Below are 17,952 nucleotides of genomic sequence, written 5' to 3'. Positions count from 1 at the left end.
CTGTAATCTTTTTGAGTCTTTCTTTGATAACCCTTAAATTCCTGATCTTTCATATAGTTAACACGTCTTGTGTCAACTTATTTCAGGACGCTACAAAACTATAAAAGAAAAAGGATCGCTTAAAACTAAGCGATCCTTTTTCTTTTTATTCAACAATGCCTTAAAACTTCAGTGGTAATTCAACATAGGTCTTGTCCCAGGCCATAATCATTTTTGCACTGTCTTTATCGTCTTTAAATAAAATGGTAAATGCCTCAATCGGGTTTACACAACTTTTAACAGGAACTTGTATTCTGGCAACATCTTTAGATTTATCATAAAAATAGGCGCCCCATTTATCAGTTTGAGCATTCAAAATAACGGTCCATTTATCTCTGTCAGGAATAGTAAATATTGAGTAGGCGCCCGCCTTTATTAGCGTTCCGTTTATAGTGACATCTTTATAAAACTTTACCTCTGTCGACTCATTGGCTCCAGTTCTCCAAACCTGGCCGTAATTTATCAACGCTCCCCATACTTCCCTGCCATTTTTCAACGGGCGAGAATAAATTACCTTTGCCAATGGCGTTTTGTTTGTGTCACGTTCAAATGGAATACGAGAAGGGTAATAAGCAATATCGGCAACTGATTTGTCAACCGGAACTACCTGAATACTATCGGATTTTTGAGCTAAAGCTGAACTACTAACAAAAGCTGTTAATGCAACTAAAAGAAGTTTGATTTTTGTCATTAAATTGGATTTTGGGCAAATGTAAAAAATCTTACCACTCTCATTAACTTCTTTTTATAAATTATTTTTTAAGATTTTGTTCAAAAAGATTGAAGATTCGTTTGTATTCATCAGCCCAACTGCTTGGTTCTACAAAGCCATGGTCTTCCATCGGGAATACCGCCAATTCCCAATTGTTTTTATGAAGATCGATTAGTCTTTGCGACAAGCGAACTATGTCTTGAAAATGAACATTTACATCAACCATTCCGTGACACATTAATAAAGGTCCTTTTAAACCTTCTGCAAAATAGATTGGAGAGCTGCGTTTGTAAGCGATACTATCATTTACAGGTTCGTTCAAAATATTGGAGGTGTAGCCATGATTATAATGTGCCCAATCAGTTACTGAGCGCAAAGCTGCGCCGGCAGCAAATGTATCAGGCTGAGTAAACATAGCCATCAAGGTCATGAAACCACCGTATGAACCACCATAAATCCCAATCTTTTTCGGATTTACATTGTATTTTTCGGCTAACAGTTTTGCGCCATCTACCTCATCGCTAAGATCCTTGCCTCCCATGTGCCGATAAATATTTGTGCGGCAGTTTCGTCCATAGCCTGAACTTCCCTGATAATCGATATCTAAAACCGTGTATCCTTCATCCGTCAATAGATTATGGAACATGTATTCTCTGAAATAATTACTCCACCAGTAGTGAGCATTTTGCAAATAGCCAGCTCCGTGTACGAATATTACAGCCGGTTTACTGCCATGTTGAATAGCCGGTCGATATAACCTTGCATACACTACATTTCCATATCGATTTTTAAAGTTAATCAACTCGGCGTCGCGCCAATTGTATGATTTAAATTCATCGGAAAGAGAGTGAGTGATTTGAATAGGCTGTGCACTTTCCTTGTTTTCCTGAAGAAAAAGTTCCCAAGGTTTATTGGTGTAGGAATATCGAATAGCCAGCCATTTTTCATCGGGAGATAACTGCACTTCATTATTTCCTTTCATTGAGGTTAGTTTTATCATTTTGCCACCTGCCACAGCTAAACGATAAAAATCTTTTACTCCAGGATGATCCCTGTTCGCTGTAATGTAGAAATTCTGCTTATCATGTGAAAGTTGTACATCCTGCACTTCCCAATTGCCTGATGTAAGTTGAATTTTCTTTCGGCTGGCAATATTTATTGAATACAAATGCGAAAAGCTTGATACTTCACTTTGATAATAGAAGTTTTGATTATCAATCCATCCCATTGTTCCGGCCCCGGTCCAGTCATCAATCCCTGGCCCTCCAATCCAGGCATCGTCATGCTGACGGTCAATCAGAGTAAGTTTACGCGTCGCCGCATCAAGGTGCATTATCCAACGATCCTTATTATCCTGTGCACCAATTTCAACGATAGCGTTTTTCCCGTCTTCACTCCAAAACGGGCCATGGAAAACTACTTTCCGAGGTTCATGCTTTTTCTCCCTTTCGGCTTTCTGTTTTGGGTAATCTTTTATGTAATCGGGCAAATCAAATAAACCCGGAATTTGTACCACTTGCACCGCAATGGAGGTATCTTTTTTCACATCATAAATGAAAAATTGGTACGAAACAAGCGGACTTCCAACTTTGCTTCGTGCTTGCAATTCTTCCGTGTAGCCTGATTCGGTTACATAATTAGGAACAATTGTGTTTCTATCATTTGCATTAGTAAGTAAGTTGTAAGTAATAAAATCGGCGTTAGGGCTTATGGTGAGTTCATCAACCGACCGGTCCTCCAGATAGATTTCACGAAGGCGTTTAGGCTGATCAGCTTTGCGTGCTATTTCGTGGGCTTTCTTAGCATCTTTACGTTGTTCCAGTACTAGGAACTCTGACAGCTGATCTTGCTTTAGCCATCTATATTGATCAGTTAATTTTTCGGCTTCAGCTATTTTTTTACCTTTTACAAAGTTGGTGAGTTGTGCTATGTGGCCATCATTCATCGACCAGGAAAATAAATTATCTCCTTTCATGTAGATAATGCTGTTGCCATCACCCGAAAAACGAGGCAAAATTTCACGTTCGCTCGTGTTGGTTATTTGGTTTGATAAACCAGTTGTAATATCTAATATAAAAATATCGCCACCTCGCTCAACTACCTTTTTTGTATGTAATTTATTGAATTCGCCTTTATGGGAGAGTTCTCTTCGTATCGGGGCAGGAACCTTCTTTATTGTAGTTGATCCAACCTCAACCGAATACAAAGAGTCAAATTTTGTTTTCTCAGGGTTCCAGTTGAAGTAGATGGTTTTGCTATTATCACTCCAAAATACATTGCTTGGCGAAACCCCGATCCATTGCGGATCGCGCATTATTTTTTCAACCGAAAGTGGACTCAATTGTTGAGCAATAGCAAATTCAGATAAGCTAAAAAGTATAGAGCAAGACAGCAGGATTTTTTTCATAAGAATTATGTGGATATTGAATGTTGGTTATTTATGTAAATATTGTGAGCCTTTTAAAACACAAAAGAACTATAAATAACCGTATAGTCGTTTTGAAGCTCTAAATTTTGCGTTGGTTTAATTTATGAAATTGTTTTTGAAGAAACTGATTTAATCAAAAAAGGCAACCTTGTGGGGTTGCCTTTTCCTGTTCTTTAGCGAATTGATTTATCTCTGAGATTGTTGTTGTTTAGCCTTAGCTTTCAACTGGTCGTTTGCACTAATCAAAAACTCAACTCTACGGTTTTCAGTACGACCTTCTGCTGTTGTATTATCGGCAATTGGTTGTGACTCGCCATAACCGATAGCTGTTAATCTTTTAGCATTCACGCCTAAAGAAAGTGCATAATCTTTAACAGCATCTGCACGTTGTTGCGACAACTTCATATTGTAATCATCCTTACCGGTATCATCGGTATGACCAAGGATTTTAACTTCAGTATCAGGGTATTTAATCAGAATCTCATTAAGTTGTTTAACCGCATTTTTTGACTGATCTTTGAGTGCATACTTATTGATATCGAACAATACTTTTGAATCAAATGTAACCTTTAAAGCTTCTCCGTTATTTACTTCTTCAACTTTAGCATTAGGAACCGTTTCCTCAATTTCCTTTTTCTGTTTATCCATGTACTTGCCAATGTAAGCACCAGCAGTACCACCCACAGCGGTACCGATAAGAGCTCCAACTAAGGTGTTTCCTGCAGCTTTACCAATTAAGGCACCCACACCTGCTCCTGCTCCAGCTCCGATTGCTGCTCCTTTTTGGGTTCCTGTCATGTTTTTACAAGAAGGTAATACAGACGAAATGGCTAATAAAAATGCCAATGCAAGAGCACTAAATTTTAACGACTTATTTTTCATGTTTCTATTTTAAAATTATAATTGAGCGAGATGAATTGTTGTTTGATTAACAACTGTTGAGCATTTCATACATGTTTTAAAGTCATGTTCTCTGCAAAGATAATTCTTTTCAAACAGGTAACAATATACGCCTTTGGGTGATTTTGGCAATTGGGGAGGATCATAATGTGCTCTAAGAGCGAAAGTTCTGCAGTGAGTTTAACAAAAAGAGCTGAAAAAAGCTTTTTGAATAACGAATTTACCAGCCTCCGCCTAAAGCTTTGTAAAGTTGCACCGTAGCGATCAACTGGTTTTGTTTAGTTAAGGCCTGAACCAATTCTCCGTCGTATAAATTTCTTTCTGCATCTAATACTTGCAGGAAAGACGTATAACCGTTGTCATACAAAGCTTTTGAAAGCTCAAGACTTTTAGTGGCAGCAATCACCTGCATGCTTCTGGCCGAGTATTCTCTTTTATAAGTGCTAACCTGCGCCAAAGAAAACTCAACATCGCCAAATGCCTGCAATACGCTTTGTTCATACTGGAAAGCGAACTGTTTGGCCCGGGCCTTGGCAGCTTCTACTCTCCGCTTGTTTTGATTAAACCTAAAGACTGGGCCTGCAAGTTGACCGGTAATTGATCCGACAAATGAATTGCCATCGATCAAATTACTAAGATCGGAGCTGGCCAGCCCTGCAAAACCGGTTAAGCTAAGGCTCGGAAAACGAAGGGCTACCGCCACCCCTACTTGCTCGGTTTGAGAAATAAGATTTTGTTCGGCGAAACGCACATCCGGCCTTCTTTGCAATAATTGAGAAGGTAGGCCGGTAGGAATATCTGGAGGAAGCTGTTGAGTTACATTTTGCAAGCCACGGTTAATTTTTCCTGGCAAACGACCTAATAATACATTCAGTGCTGTTTCGACCCCTGACAGTTCACGTTCAAGGCTTGGAATAGTAGCAGCTGCTTCATATTCTAGTTGCTCTGCTTGCAATTTATCGAGTTCAGCAACTTCTCCCTTTTCAAACCTTAGTGTGATGATCTTCAAATATTCAGAACGTGATCTAAGAGTCTTTTTAGAAATCTCTATGCGATCATCCAGGCCACGAATGGCAAAATAAAACTGCGCTACCTGGGCTACCAAACTAACAATAACCGCTTGGCGATTCTCTTCTGTTGCTAAAAAATCAGCCCAAGCCGCGCGGTTGGCATGGCCTAGCTTGCCCCAAAGATCGAGCTCCCATGATACATTTCCGACAACCGAAAATAGATTCCCGTCAAATCCAATACCTGACTGCGATGCATTTTCATTAACCTTGGTAACACCTGCCCTTGCAGAATAATCAACAAATGGAAATTGATTCGCTTTAGTAAATCCGTAGACAGCCTTCGCTTCTTCAACCCGGGCTACTGCAGTAAGCAGATCTTTATTTTGAGCTAATGTGGTTCGGATTAAGCCTTGTAACACGGTGTCCTGATAAACTTCCCACCACTTTAAATTGGTAATAGAGTCCGTCTTTATAGAATCATTCAAATAAACAGCGGGCGGGCCTACTACAGGCCTGCTATATTTAGGGCCAACCAAACAGCCGGAAACCAAAAGGCTAATTAGTATAAATGAAAATAATTTTTTCATGGCCTCTAGATATTAGAATTTTCATTATCCACCTTCTTCTTTTTACCTATATTTTCTATGAAAACAAAAAATGCAGGCACTAGCAAAACGCCTAAAATGGTTGCGATAAGCATTCCCATAAATACTCCCATACCCATTACTTTGCGGCCCTCAGCTCCGGCTCCGGTAGCCGTTAACAGCGGAGTAACACCTAAAATGAAAGCAAAAGCGGTCATCAAAATAGGCCTGAAACGAAGTTTTGCAGCCTCCAGTGCCGAATCAAACAATCCTTTGCCTTCCTTTTCGTGAGTTTCCTTTGCAAATTCAACGATAAGTATTGCATTTTTTGCGGCCAAACCGATAAGCATCACTAAACCGATTTGGGCGAAAACATTGTTCACATAACTATTACTAAAAAAGCCGGACACCCAAAGTCCCAAAAAAGCGCCAAAGACAGCCGCAGGCGTGCCTAAAAGAACACTAAATGGAAGTTTCCAACTTTCATATTGTGCCGCAAGAATCAGAAATACAAAGACCAAAGCCATCACAAACATTACTCCTGCCGTACCTTCAGCCGCTTTTTCCTGATACGACATGTTACTCCATTCATACCCTATTCCTTTAGGCAATACCTCTTTGGCAACTTCTTCAAGCGCCGTTATTGCCTGGCTCGAACTGTAACCTTCTGCAGGAATGCCGGATAATTCAGCGGCGCGGAACATGTTAAAACGGTTGGTGAACTCTGGGCCGGTAGTATCACTAACAGCAACAAGTGTACTTACCGGAAGAATACTTCCATTACTAGAACGAACAAAAAATTGATTCAAAGCGGAAGGGTCAAGCCGGTATTCTTGTTCGGCTTGTACATACACTTTGTATTGCCGTCCGAATTTGTTAAAATCGTTTACATATGCACTGCCCAGGTAGGCCGAAATGGTACTATTAAGGTCATTTATATTAACCCCCAACTTTTCTGCCTTTTCAAAATCAACAGTTATCCTTTTTTGTGGCACGTTTGACCTGTAAAGTGTAAAAATCCTGCCAATCTCCGGTCTTTTGCTCACAGCTTCCATAAAAATTTTGGCTTGTTGGGCAAGGTATTGAGGCGGTTGTCCGGTTCTGTCTTGCAACATCATGGTAAAGCCCGCTCCTGTTCCTAATCCCACAATAGGAGGAGGCCCGAATGCCACGGCGTTAGCTTCTGCTATGTTTTTCTTAAAAGCTAAATTTACTTCCTTCATCAACTCAAACACAGTTTTAGAGCGATCGTGCCATGGCTTTAAGGCAACGAACACAAAGGCGCTATTTGTAGAATAGGACTGAGTAACCATGCTATAGCCCATTACAGTGGTATAAAATTCAACACCCTCAATTTTTTTAAGTATGGCCTCCACTTTTTTAGCCACCTTATCTGATCGCTCGAGCGAAGCTGCATCCGGCAATGAAACATTAAGCATGAAATAGCCATTGTCTTCCTCCGGAACGAACCCTCCGGGTATGCGACTGCCAATTAAGCCTGTTAAAACAGTAATAATGACAATAAAGAAAATAGAACGAATAGCCTTTTTGGCGAAAAAGTTTGCCGCTCCGAGGTATTGATTGGTGAATTTGTCGAACAGAATGTTGAATTTATTGAAGAATCTTGCCAATATGCCCTTCGATTCCCTTTTGGGTTTTAAGAGCATGGCGCTTAATGCCGGGCTGAGGGTGAGGGCATTAAAGGCTGAAAAAATTACAGAAATAGCAATTGTAATGGCAAACTGCTGATATAAACGACCTACTATGCCTCCTGCAAGAGCTACAGGTATGAATACAGCTGCCAAAATAAGTGCGATGGCAATAACCGGACCACCTACATCTTTCATTGCTTTGCTGGTTGCGGCCTTAGGATCCATGCCGTGTTCAATGTTATGAATTACAGCCTCAACTACAACAATGGCATCGTCAACTACCAGCCCAATGGCTAAAACCAACCCTAGCAATGAAAGTACATTTACAGAAAATCCGAGAAGAGGAAATACAATAAAAGTGCCGATAAGCGACACCGGAACAGTGAGCAGGGGAATCAGCGTAGCTCGCCAATCTTGTAAAAAAATGAAAACCACTAAAATTACCAATACCACAGCTTCAAAAAGCGTATGCACAATTTCGTCTATGCCCGCAGAAATAGCCGCTGTTGTATCTAATGAAACATCGTATTTTAATCCCTCAGGAAAGCGTTCTGAAAGTTGCTTTACAGTAGTTTTAACTTTCTCAGCAACATCCAGCGCGTTAGAGCCGGGAAGTTGATAAATAGCGAGTGTTGCCGCCTCTTTACCATTAAGCCGGCTATATGAATTGTAATTTTCGGTGCCAAGTTCAATCCGCCCTGCATCTTTCAATTTAACAATAGCACCTTCTTTACTTGATTTAATAATGATATTGCCGAATTCTTCTTCTGTTGTCAGACGATCCTGAAGCTTTACGGCATAACTATAATCAACGCCGGGAGGGGTTGGTGGGGCCCCGAATTTCCCCCCTGGAGTAATGGCGTTTTGTTGTTTCACCGCATTAATAATATCATTGGCGGTAAGGCCGAGCTTGGCTAACTTAGCCGGGTCGAGCCATATCCTCATGGAATAATCATATCCCCCGAAAAGATTTACCTGGCCAACTCCGGGTATGCGGGCCAGTTGATCAACAATATTGATGTTCGCATAATTATTAAGGAACAAGGAATTGTATCGACCGTCGGGAGAAGAAAGTGAAACCAGCAAAAGCGGAAAAACCAATGATTTTTTTGTCGTAACACCAAAATTTTTAACGTCAACAGGGAGTTTAGCTCCGGCCTGAGAAACTCTATTCTGAGTAAGCATGTTGGCATTATCAAGATTTGCTCCTACTTCAAATGATACTTGTAGTGTCAATGATCCGTCGTTCGCATTGATCGATTTCATGTATAGCATCTGCTCCACGCCATTTACTTGCTGTTCGATTGGGGTTGCAACAGCCTGCTCAACATTTACGGCATTAGCTCCTGTGTAAGTGGTAGTAACCTGAATCATCGGAGGTGTGATATCAGGATATTGCGAAACCGGAGTACTGCGCAGAGTGATCAAACCCAGTATAACCATGAGAATGGATATAACCATGGCAACAATGGGGCGTCTGATAAAGAATTCACTCATAGATAGTTGTATGTTATCCGTTATAAGTTATTCAGTGAACTGTAAATAGTTATCAACAGATGTAAAAGCTAAACCTTTCAATCCGTAGTACTTTTCGGCCATTTTGTTTCAACGGGCTCAATCTTGGTATTGTTAGTCAATGCTTGTGTTCCTACAATTGCGATTCTTTCTCCTGGCTGAATTCCTTTAGTAATGATCCATCCATCGCCCGCCCTTGGTCCGGTTTCCACCACCTTTACCTTTAAAGAATTATCTTTCTGAACGGCAAATACCTGATATATACTTTGAAGTTGAATTACAGCATTCTGAGGAATTACAACTGCATTAGGAAAGTAATCGGATAGAAATTTCACCTTTACGTATAAACCTGGTCGGAGTAGTTGGTCAGGATTGTTGATTGTTGCTTCTATGGTGATTGTGCCTGTTTCAGTATCAATCTGCCGGTTGGCAAAGTTGATAACCCCTTTTTGGGGATAGATGGAATTGTCCGGTAGAATAATATCTACGTCGCGGGTTTCACTGCTGAGTTGACCTTTGGCGATTTTTCTCTGGAGGCGTAAATATTCTGTTTCACTCAATTGAAACCGTACCCGTAAAGATTGGATTTGCGATATCGTGGCGAGGGTTCCAGCTCCGGGACTTCTGGTTACATAATCACCCACGCGAACGTTTGAAATTCCAATAATTCCCCCAATAGGAGCATAAACCCGGGTGTAGCCCAACTCGATCTTTGAGTTTTGCAATGCGGCTTCAGCAGATTGTTTCTGTGCTTTTGCTGCACCATATTGGGCCGTGGCATTATCAAGATCTTTTTGGCTTAAGGCATTCATTTGAGTTAACGGCCGCACTCTGTTCAACTCATTTTCTGCGCGTACCAACTCTGTATTGGCCCGAGCGAGTTGGCCCTCCATTTGGTCAACTTTTGTTTTATACTGAATATCTTCAATGGTATATAGTAATTGCCCTTTTTTTACAGGTGAACCTTCTTTAAAATTGAAACTGGTAACCCAGCCTTCAACGCGAGAACGCACCTCAACATCGGATAGCCCATAGGTTTGACCCACATATTCTTCATATATGGGTACATCTTTTTGAATGGCCTTTATTACCGAAACCTGTGGAGGAGGAAGTGCTTTGGGTTGAGGGTTCTTACAAGATGGTAAAGCTAAAAAGAAGGCTATAGCCAAATGAATGCAAATCAAATGATGAAGTCTAGAGGGGAGTAAGAGGAAATAATAAGTAGAGAGTTTCATGAAATTCTTATTTGTAGAAAGTTAACTAAAAAAAACCATTTATAAAACACAACAAATTAATTTTCAGTTGGTTGTGAATACTCCTGAGTTTGACCACTGCTTTTTCAGGAAGGTTTTGTTCGTGTTTTTTTAACTATCAACAGCATTATGATAAGTCAACAGCATTATGAATGGAAGGCCCGATCGATTACACATCTTTACCCTTTCAATTAATCATTGTGATAACCGTTCAGCTTTCTTATTTTTGCATAAAATAGAAACATAATGGGCAATCTGGTTATCAACGGAAACTGGGATAAAATCAAAACGAAGATCAAAAGAAAATACAACAACTTAACTGACGATGAGTTAACGTACGTTAACGGCCAAGAAGAAGAGCTGGTTACGCGTTTAATGAAGTTGCTCAACAAAGACCGGACTTATGTAGAGTTTATGCTGAGCAAAATGCAAAGCAATCTTGATAATAACCGTTTATAAACAAAAATATCATGCAAGCAACAGTTGAAGAGGAAGTTTTAGAACAGGAACTTGTTGCAGTCGAAGAAGAGATAGGGCTCTCTAAAAAGCTTATCCTTTGGAACGATGACTTTAACACATTCGAGCACGTAATTGGCTGTTTGGTACGTTATATTAAAAAAACATACGATGAAGCTGAGGGCATTGCCTGGATTGTGCATACTCGCGGTAAATACATTTTGCTCGAAGGGCAAAGAAAAAACCTGGTTGAATATTACAACATCCTCAAACTTAAAGGCCTAACGGTAAGCATTGATTAGCAAACTCCTTGCGAATGCTTATTTTTTAGTTTTGAAATTAATTTATTTAGATTAGGTGATATACAAGGCACGATGAAAAGGATTAAATTATTTTTCAAGTCACCTAAAAAAACACTGCTTACGCTTGGCGTAATTGGCTTTGTATTAATTTCTTTTAAGGTAGTTGAAGAAAACATTGAAGTAACTAAAAGCCTGGACATTTTTTCAGGCATCTACAAAGAAATTAATCTTAGTTATGTAGAAAGTGTAGAGCCGTCAAAGGTTACTAAAACAGCAATCGATGCCATGCTCACTTCACTTGATCCTTACACTGAATTCATCCCTGAAGCAGGTATTGAGGATTTTAAAATGAATTACATAAGTTCTCAATACGGTGGTATTGGAGCGCTCATCTTCCAAAAAGATAATAGAACTTACGTTTCTGATATTTACGAAGGATTTCCTGCTCAAAAAGCGGATCTACGTGCCGGCGATCAGATCATTGCCATTAACGGCGTTGATTTGGCAGGCAAAAATAATCAGCAAATCAGCGATCTGCTCAAAGGACAAAAAAACTCACTTATTATCCTTACCGTTTACCGTGACGGCAGCGGCGGCCCGGTAAATAAAAAACTGCAGCGCGAGGACATTAAGTTTCCGAATGTTTCTTATTACGGCGTTGTTAATAATAAAGTAGGTTACATAAAACTCGATCGATTCCTTGAAAACGCCGGTAATGAAGTTAAGAAAGCCTTTATTAACCTGAAAAAGAATGATCACATTACTTCTTTAATCATCGATTTGCGTGGAAACGGCGGCGGTATTTTGCAGGAAGCAGTTAAGATTCTTAACCTTTTTATTGTTAAAGGCGAGGTTTTGGTCACTCAGAAAGGGCGCTCGGCTGCTAACACTCAATCCTACCACGCTAACGCAAATCCGATTGACCCTTATATCCCGATTGTAGTGCTTGTTGACGACGGTACCGCTTCAGCTTCTGAAATTTTAGCCGGAGCTATGCAAGATTTGGACCGTGGTGTTATTGTTGGTCAGCGTTCATTTGGCAAGGGCCTGGTTCAGCAAACGTTTAAACTACCTTACAATTCTTTAGTAAAAATAACCGTTGCCCGTTACTACACCCCTAGTGGTCGTTGTGTTCAAAAAATTGATTACCTGCATCGTAAATCTGGAGAAGCAGCTGTAAACATCGCTGATTCATTAATTACTGAGTTTAAAACTAAAGGTGGTCGTATTGTGTACGATGGAAGAGGCATCAGCCCGGACGTTTTGGTTAAACCTTATTACTATAGCAACCTGGTAACGGCGCTCGTCGACCAAAACCTCATTTTTGATTACGCAACTGAATACCGTCATCGTAATAATAATGCACGTAACCCACGTGATTTCTCCATAAAAGAAGATGATTACCTGGCTTTTGTCAAATCATTAAGCAACAAGGGTTTTGATTATACTCCAAAAAGCGAACGTATTTTAGATGAGTTGAAGAAAACTACTGAAAAAGAAAAGTATTACGATCAAATTAGTTCACACTATACTCAACTGAAAAACCGCGTAGATCATAATAAAAGCGAAGATCTGTCAAAATACAAAGATGAAATTGAACAGGTGTTGGAGAATGAAATTATGTCGCGCTACTACTTTCAACGTGGCCGTATCGAATCATCGTTCAGGTACGACCGTGAAATCAAAGAGGCACTGCGTGTAATTAACGAAAAGAACCTTTACTCATCCATTTTAAAAGGAGCAGGACCCTATAAAACAATTGGCAAAAACGATAATTCGGAGGCAAACTCTTCCAGATCCAGAACGCCAAATAATTTCTCTTTAGGCACCGATTCCGATTCTAAAAAAAAGCGTTCGGAAGATCATCTTTATGAGAGCCAACTGCCCAAAGCCAAAGGTAAGCACATTGTGTTTTAAGCCTGTAGTAATCAGTGTGAAAACTCAAGAGACAATTCTATTTTAATACCTTGTTTCAGTTAATTTATCTAATGCATAACTAGGTAACCTTTATGCAACAGGTACTGAAATTTACAGTACACTTATTACACCGGTGGTCAGTCATCTGTCAACAATACTTACAAAGATGACCGGTCAAAAAACTCACGCATTGGTGGTACTTTGGCTTTGCCGGTTGGAAAGCGAAACGGATTGAAGATTGCTTTCAGTACAGGTGCCATCATTCGTGTCGGCGCCAATTTTAACACGCTTACGGCAGGTTGGACGACTGCATGGTTCGATAAGCCTAAAGTGGGTACCCAATAATGGATAGATGGAAATTCGATATTTCTAACGGAATGAACTACTTCACTACCCCTTAAAAAAGCCGCTGAGGATTGAGTAAACAATTTGCAGCGGCTTTTTAGTTGAATTGAAAACCCCGGCTTTTAATACCTCGGAAGAAGATTGATTTAAACCGTTGTCTTTCCCATTAATGGTGCATACGTTATTTTACTCACTTCCAATAGTATATCCATTTCCTTTAAATCAAAATCGCTTAATGCAGGGTGAGAAAGTACCGAAGCAACTAATGGGCTCGATTTGAATTTTTTTAATGATTCTTCATCACTAAATAAATAGACAGCTCCTGCCTCTTTTTTTTCAGCATCAATCAGCCATATCTTCCAAAGACATCCTGGTACATCTGCAAATGCATGGGCAAGCTGATTAGCCATATTTTCAAATTCCTCACGGGAAACACTATAAGTGTAGTTGGTAACAAGAATCTTCTGCGCCATAATTAATAATTTTTAATAATTGTAAGAGATTAAATCAGGGAAATGCATCCTACGTAATGACTTTTAACTCAACTATTTTTTAATGCAGTTCGGCCACTTCCGTTTTATGATACTCTTCTGATAGGCGTTTTTGTAATTCAGCGGGAACCGGAGCGTAGTCAGCAAATTGGGTACGCACTTTTGCCCGGCCCTGACTTATATTTTTTAGGGTAGAAAAAAACTTATCCAGTTCAGCAAGCGGAGTGCGCGCCTTAATCACCTGATAGCCGTGCTCGTTTTCCATGCCCATAATCATACTCCTTCTGGCTTGTAATTCGGTCATCACATCACCCATCATGGCATCAGGGATTGAAACTTCTACTTCGTTAATCGGTTCCAGCAATTGTGGTTCTGCCTGATGAAATGCATCACGGAAAGCCATGGTGCCTGCAATTTTAAAGGAGATGTCGTTGCTGTCAACCGGATGCATCTTGCCATCATAAATGCTTACGCGCACATCACGCACGTATGAGCCCGTCAAAGGCCCTTCGCTCATTTTTTCCAACACCCCTTTTAGAATAGACGGAATAAAACGGGCATCAATTACTCCTCCCACTATACAATTATTAAACACCAGTTTGCCGCCCCATGGCAGTTCATGTGTTTCGGAATCGCGCACCGGGAACTCTTTAAATGGAGGCATGCCTTCATAATAAGGTTCAATCTTCATGAACACTTCACCAAACTGTCCCGCGCCACCCGATTGTTTTTTATGTCGATAAGAAGAATTTGCCGGCTTTTGAATGGTTTCGCGATAGGGAATTTTAGCCTTTTGAAACTCTACCTGCATTTTATAGATATGCTCCAACCTCCATTTCGTGACTGCCAAATGCAGTTCACCTTGGGCATGTAAAATGATTTGTTTTAATTCGCGGTTATATTCTATCTCAATGGTGGGATCTTCCATGTGGATTTCATTAAGCACCTCGCTTAACTTTTCATCATCCTGTTTGTTTTTAGCCACAATGGCAATCCGGACTTTAGGTGCTGGAAAATGAATAGGGTCAATATTTCCTTTCGCTCCTTTACCGTTTAAGGTATGATTCGTTAAAGTGTTTTTCAGTTTTAAGGTACAGCCAATATCACCGGCTTTTAAGCGATCAATAGGGTTACGGTTTTTACCATCGGCTATAAACAGTTGAGCAATGCGCTCAGTAGTGTTTGTTTTTTCATTTTGAAGCTCCATTCCCAATGCAACCTCTCCTGCAATTACTTTAAAAAAAGAAAGCCGGCCTAAATGTGGCTCAACCAAAGTTTTAAAAACAAATAAACGGGTGGGTGCTGCCGGATCGCATGCAACTTCCTGTCCTTCTTCAGTAAAATCCTCAGGCATTTCAATGGCGGATGGCGCCACATTATCGATGAAGCCCATCATTCGTCCTGCACCCATATCTTTACGAGTTGAAAGACAAAATACTGGAAAAACCTGGTGTTTCATCATGCCTATCTTCAAGCCCTGGCGTAACTCATCTTCATCCAGATTGCCTTTTTGGAAATAGTGTTCCATCAACTCTTCATCATTTTCTGCGGCCTTTTCTACCAACTCATTATGCAGTTCATTTGCGTGATCTTGTTCACTATCAGGAATCGGCAGTTTTTCAGGCTTACCTCCATTTTCAGGGAATTTATACATCACCATTTTCAACAGATCTATGATGCTGTTAAAAGTAGAGCCTGTACTTAACGGATACTGCATCACCGTTACCGCTGGACCAAAAAAGGATTTGGCGTCTTCAATGGTCTGATTGAAATTTGCCTTTTCAGCATCTAGCTGGTTAATGGCGAGAATAGTCGGTTTGCCGTATTTGTCAACATAGTCCCAAATGAGTTCAGTGCCAACTTCCACACCATATTGTGCGTTGAGCAGCATTACCGCCGTATCACAAACGCTTATAGCAGATATCACTTCTCCAATGAAATCATCTAATCCGGGAGTGTCAATGATGTTGATTTTATAATCACGCCATTCAGTATGCAGGGTGGTTGCATAAACCGAGTTGCCCCGTTCGTGCTCAATTTCGTGGTAGTCGGAAAGGGTATTTTTTTCTTCTATAGTTCCACGCCGATTAATAATACCGGCTTCAAACAACATGGTTTCGGCAAGAGTGGTCTTGCCGCTTTTCGCAGAGCCGATCAGTACCACGTTTTTAATGTGTTTTTCGTCATAGGTTTTCATAGAGATAGATTTAGAGTGGCAATATAGAGTGAATAGTTTGAGAACATTTGGAGTGTGTTTATAGAATCCAACACGATGGTTATCAATTTATTAAGTTAATTTTTTTTTGAGAGAAAATGAAACTTAGGCGAAATAAAAAACGCCTCAGGCGTTAAAATCCGAGGCGCTATAATTTAAAAGCTCAATCTCTCAAAACGACCTACTGTTCGTTCAAATCTTCGCGTACACTTGAGAAATTTCGTACGCTATTTGCCGAGGCAAACCAAGATGCCGCAAATGAAATAATGAACACCGTTCCGAACACCAGCAGAAAGTCGATATAACGAATGCTAACCGGGTAATTCTCCATAATAAACGTACCCGATTGGCTCAGCTTAATAAGTCCGTATTTTTGTTGCAGCAAACAGAATATCCAACCTAAAAGTATTCCTAAAATTGATCCGGCAAGCGCTATCAACATGCCTTCTAGTAAAAAAATGCGACGAATGAGCCAGGAGTCGGCACCCATACTTAACAAAACGGCAACATCTTTCTTTTTGTCAATTACCAGCATGGTTAGGGAACCAATGATATTGCAAATGGCAATTAGGAGTACAAAAGTAAGAATAAGGTAAACGGCCCATTTCTCAGAATTCAGAATTTTGTATAATAACTGATTTTGTTCGACGCGATCCTTAACCGTAAAGCGATCGCCCAATAAAGCCGATAGTTGTGTTTTAAGCCTGCTTATACTTGTCCCTTTAGTTGCATAAATTTCAACCGCCGAAAGCAGGTTAGGTTCATCCATTAAGTCACGTGCAAAAGAGATGGGAGTAAGCATGTACTTATCATCAAAATCTTGTTGCACCTGAAATACTCCGGAAACAAAAATCTCCTTACGATTTAGGTTAGCACCAGGGTTTATGGTTGAAGCGATTTTTTTCTTCGGAGAAAACACTGAAACCGGCTGTTGACTATTTTTAACGTCCAAGCCTAAAAAATATTCAACCCCACTACCCACTATGGCCACTTCGCGAGATCCTTCATGCAGCGCAAGTTTGCCGCGTAAAATCATTGAATCAAGTGCATGTGTTTTAAGAAAATCATCACTAACACCCTTGATTGTGGCTATATATTGACTGTTATTATTACGCAGTAACGCTTTTTCTTCCAGGCTTTCTACATAATAAGCCACCTGCTTCATTTTCTTTATTTCGCTGAACGGAGCAGTTCGTGGGTCAAACGTTTTACCCACCTTGGTCTCAATCTTAATATCAGGAGTAAACTTATTGTACAGCGATAAAACCAGTTCCTCAAAGCCATTGAACACCGAAAGAATGATGATAAGCGCAGCACTGCCAATCATGATTCCAAGCATGGAAATACCCGAAATAATGTTGATGGCATTAGTCGATTTCTTTGAGAAAAGATAACGCTTGGCTATGTACAGTGCTAAATTCAATGTTTAGGTAGAGTTATTCGTTATTAAGTTATTTATCCTTTTTTATAAAGTGATGTTTTCAGCTGAATATTACAAAAACGGATTATGTAAACGCTCAAACCCAATTGTAGTTGGCTGGCCATGGCCCGGATATACTTTCACCTCATCGCCTAAAGGGAACAACCTTGTTTCAATGCTTTGTTTTAACACCGGAAAACTTCCGCCTGGTAAATCCGTACGGCCAACGCTTTGATGAAATAAAACGTCTCCCGCAATTACAAATTTATCGGCCTTACTATAAAATGAAAGGCTTGCTGGTGAATGTCCGGGAGTAAAAATACTTTCAAGCTTAGCGTTCCCGAATTTAATAATGTCGCCATCCTTTAGGTAATATTCGGCCTTGGGCGAAAGTTCATAATGCATGCCCATTGAAGGGGCATAGCCCGGAATTGCATCCAGAATCCATTGTTCCTGTTCATGAAAATGAGGTTTTAAACCCCAATTATCAAACACAAACTTATTCCCCAGCACATGATCGATATGACAATGTGTATTTATCAACAGCACCGGCTTTAGGTTTTTACTTTTGATGAGATTAACCAGTTCGTTTTGCTCACTGGCATTATAGCAACCCGGATCAATGATCAGGCATTCATTGGTTTCATCGTGTAAAATGTACGTGTTTTCTTGATAAGGATTAAATGTAAGCGATTCTACTGTGATCATAATAA

Annotated in this window: 14 protein-coding genes; 4 read left to right on the top strand and 10 right to left on the bottom strand. The window is 40.1% G+C overall.

What is annotated here, in order from left to right; all coding sequences use genetic code 11:
* Positions 1-160: 160 nt before the first annotated feature.
* The 6 genes from FN756_RS13905 to FN756_RS13880 all read right to left on the bottom strand — a co-directional run bounded on the left by FN756_RS13905 (position 161) and on the right by FN756_RS13880 (position 10,075).
* Complete coding sequence (locus FN756_RS13905) at positions 161-730, bottom strand: DUF2911 domain-containing protein (protein ID WP_142604723.1); 570 nt, start codon at positions 728-730, stop codon at positions 161-163.
* 61 nt (positions 731-791) lie between these two features.
* Positions 792-3,158 carry a S9 family peptidase gene (locus tag FN756_RS13900; RefSeq protein WP_142604722.1) on the bottom strand — a complete coding sequence of 789 codons (2,367 nt, stop codon included), beginning with the start codon at positions 3,156-3,158 and terminating at the stop codon, positions 792-794.
* Between the two features lie 207 nt (positions 3,159-3,365).
* Positions 3,366-4,061, bottom strand: a complete 696-nt coding sequence (locus tag FN756_RS13895; protein WP_142604721.1) for an OmpA family protein — start codon at positions 4,059-4,061, stop codon at positions 3,366-3,368.
* A 238-nt stretch (positions 4,062-4,299) separates the two neighbouring features.
* The gene (locus FN756_RS13890; RefSeq protein WP_142604720.1) at positions 4,300-5,676 is read right to left on the bottom strand and encodes an efflux transporter outer membrane subunit; all 1,377 of its coding nucleotides are present in this window, start codon (positions 5,674-5,676) and stop codon (positions 4,300-4,302) included.
* 5 nt (positions 5,677-5,681) lie between these two features.
* Entirely contained in the window at positions 5,682-8,822 is a 3,141-nt protein-coding gene (locus FN756_RS13885; protein WP_142604719.1) for an efflux RND transporter permease subunit, read from the bottom strand.
* A 77-nt stretch (positions 8,823-8,899) separates the two neighbouring features.
* The gene (locus FN756_RS13880) at positions 8,900-10,075 is read right to left on the bottom strand and encodes an efflux RND transporter periplasmic adaptor subunit (protein ID WP_142604718.1); all 1,176 of its coding nucleotides are present in this window, start codon (positions 10,073-10,075) and stop codon (positions 8,900-8,902) included.
* A 264-nt stretch (positions 10,076-10,339) separates the two neighbouring features.
* Between FN756_RS13880 and FN756_RS13875 the strand changes: the two genes are divergently transcribed.
* From FN756_RS13875 to FN756_RS14530, 4 genes are all read left to right on the top strand, one after another.
* The gene (locus FN756_RS13875; protein WP_142604717.1) at positions 10,340-10,552 is read left to right on the top strand and encodes a CsbD family protein; all 213 of its coding nucleotides are present in this window, start codon (positions 10,340-10,342) and stop codon (positions 10,550-10,552) included.
* An 11-nt stretch (positions 10,553-10,563) separates the two neighbouring features.
* The gene (locus FN756_RS13870) at positions 10,564-10,851 is read left to right on the top strand and encodes an ATP-dependent Clp protease adaptor ClpS (RefSeq protein ID WP_142604716.1); all 288 of its coding nucleotides are present in this window, start codon (positions 10,564-10,566) and stop codon (positions 10,849-10,851) included.
* Positions 10,852-10,923: 72 nt separating this feature from the next.
* Positions 10,924-12,768, top strand: a complete 1,845-nt coding sequence (locus FN756_RS13865) for a S41 family peptidase (protein ID WP_185955299.1) — start codon at positions 10,924-10,926, stop codon at positions 12,766-12,768.
* 201 nt (positions 12,769-12,969) lie between these two features.
* The gene (locus tag FN756_RS14530; protein ID WP_185955298.1) at positions 12,970-13,113 is read left to right on the top strand and encodes a hypothetical protein; all 144 of its coding nucleotides are present in this window, start codon (positions 12,970-12,972) and stop codon (positions 13,111-13,113) included.
* 146 nt (positions 13,114-13,259) lie between these two features.
* On the opposite strand, the gene FN756_RS13860 is transcribed toward FN756_RS14530, so the two are convergent.
* The 4 genes from FN756_RS13860 to FN756_RS13845 all read right to left on the bottom strand — a co-directional run bounded on the left by FN756_RS13860 (position 13,260) and on the right by FN756_RS13845 (position 17,947).
* On the bottom strand, positions 13,260-13,586 hold the full coding sequence (locus FN756_RS13860; RefSeq protein ID WP_142604714.1) for a YdhR family protein: 327 nt from the start codon (positions 13,584-13,586) through the stop codon (positions 13,260-13,262).
* A gap of 79 nt (positions 13,587-13,665) precedes the next feature.
* Positions 13,666-15,801 carry an elongation factor G gene (locus FN756_RS13855; protein WP_142604713.1) on the bottom strand — a complete coding sequence of 712 codons (2,136 nt, stop codon included), beginning with the start codon at positions 15,799-15,801 and terminating at the stop codon, positions 13,666-13,668.
* 199 nt (positions 15,802-16,000) lie between these two features.
* Positions 16,001-17,242: an FtsX-like permease family protein gene (locus FN756_RS13850; protein ID WP_142604712.1), complete on the bottom strand. Its 1,242-nt coding sequence runs from the start codon at positions 17,240-17,242 to the stop codon at positions 16,001-16,003.
* Between the two features lie 69 nt (positions 17,243-17,311).
* Positions 17,312-17,947, bottom strand: coding sequence for an MBL fold metallo-hydrolase (locus FN756_RS13845; RefSeq protein WP_142604711.1), 636 nt, complete (start codon positions 17,945-17,947; stop codon positions 17,312-17,314).
* Positions 17,948-17,952 lie beyond the last annotated feature (5 nt).

The organism is Solitalea koreensis (assembly GCF_900182575.1).
In the GTDB taxonomy this organism is placed as follows: domain Bacteria; phylum Bacteroidota; class Bacteroidia; order Sphingobacteriales; family Sphingobacteriaceae; genus Solitalea; species Solitalea koreensis.
Note: the sequence above shows the minus strand (reverse complement) of the source record. Positions and strands in the feature narration are given on the sequence as shown.